The organism is Rathayibacter sp. AY1B6 (assembly GCF_002932755.1).
In the GTDB taxonomy this organism is placed as follows: Bacteria; Actinomycetota; Actinomycetes; order Actinomycetales; family Microbacteriaceae; genus Rathayibacter.
This window is the reverse complement of sequence record NZ_PSWL01000046.1, coordinates 3,447-4,747: the sequence shown is the minus strand read 5'-3', so window position 1 is coordinate 4,747 and position 1,301 is coordinate 3,447. Positions and strand designations below refer to the sequence as shown.

The window sequence follows — 1,301 nt, the reverse complement described above, 5'->3', positions numbered from 1 at the left end:
AAAACCCGAGGCTCAACCTCGGGCCTGCAGTGGGTACGGGCAGACTAGAGTGCGGTAGGGGAGAATGGAATTCCTGGTGTAGCGGTGGAATGCGCAGATATCAGGAGGAACACCGATGGCGAAGGCAGTTCTCTGGGCCGTTACTGACGCTGAGGAGCGAAAGCGTGGGGAGCGAACAGGATTAGATACCCTGGTAGTCCACGCCGTAAACGTTGGGAACTAGATGTGGGGACCTTTCCACGGTCTCCGTGTCGCAGCTAACGCATTAAGTTCCCCGCCTGGGGAGTACGGCCGCAAGGCTAAAACTCAAAGGAATTGACGGGGGCCCGCACAAGCGGCGGAGCATGCGGATTAATTCGATGCAACGCGAAGAACCTTACCAAGGCTTGACATATACCGGAAACTTCCAGAAATGGTTGCCCCGCAAGGTCGGTATACAGGTGGTGCATGGTTGTCGTCAGCTCGTGTCGTGAGATGTTGGGTTAAGTCCCGCAACGAGCGCAACCCTCGTTCTATGTTGCCAGCACGTCATGGTGGGAACTCATAGGAGACTGCCGGGGTCAACTCGGAGGAAGGTGGGGATGACGTCAAATCATCATGCCCCTTATGTCTTGGGCTTCACGCATGCTACAATGGCCGGTACAAAGGGCTGCGATACCGTAAGGTGGAGCGAATCCCAAAAAGCCGGTCTCAGTTCGGATTGAGGTCTGCAACTCGACCTCATGAAGTCGGAGTCGCTAGTAATCGCAGATCAGCAACGCTGCGGTGAATACGTTCCCGGGCCTTGTACACACCGCCCGTCAAGTCATGAAAGTCGGTAACACCCGAAGCCAGTGGCCTAACCGCAAGGAGGGAGCTGTCGAAGGTGGGATCGGTGATTAGGACTAAGTCGTAACAAGGTAGCCGTACCGGAAGGTGCGGCTGGATCACCTCCTTTCTAAGGAGCATCTGGACACCGCAGGGTGTTCCAGGCGCCAGATCAAAGCGAATGTCTTTGCTGGTAGCTCATGGGTGGAACATTGAACTAGGTGCTCGGTGAGATCGTCTCGCGTCAGTACAGCCTTCGGGTTGGGAACGCGTCGGGGCGGTGGAGTCGGGTACATGCACGCTGTTGGGTCCTGAGGGACCGGGCCGGCTGCCTTCGGGTGGCGGGGTCGACTCTCCGGATCCTTTTCTCACGCCTGGGTGTGTGGGAGAGGGATACCGCCCGTATTTTGAGAACTACACAGTGGACGCGAGCATCTTAGATTCACGGCTTCGGTCGTGGATCGACAAGATTCGCATGGCGCGGCTTTCGGGCT

General features: G+C 57.0%; 1 rRNA gene. It reads left to right on the top strand.

The window, feature by feature from the left end:
- Positions 1 to 937, top strand: a 16S ribosomal RNA gene (locus C5D08_RS16465); the annotation flags it as partial.
- Positions 938 to 1,301: the final 364 nt, after the last annotated feature.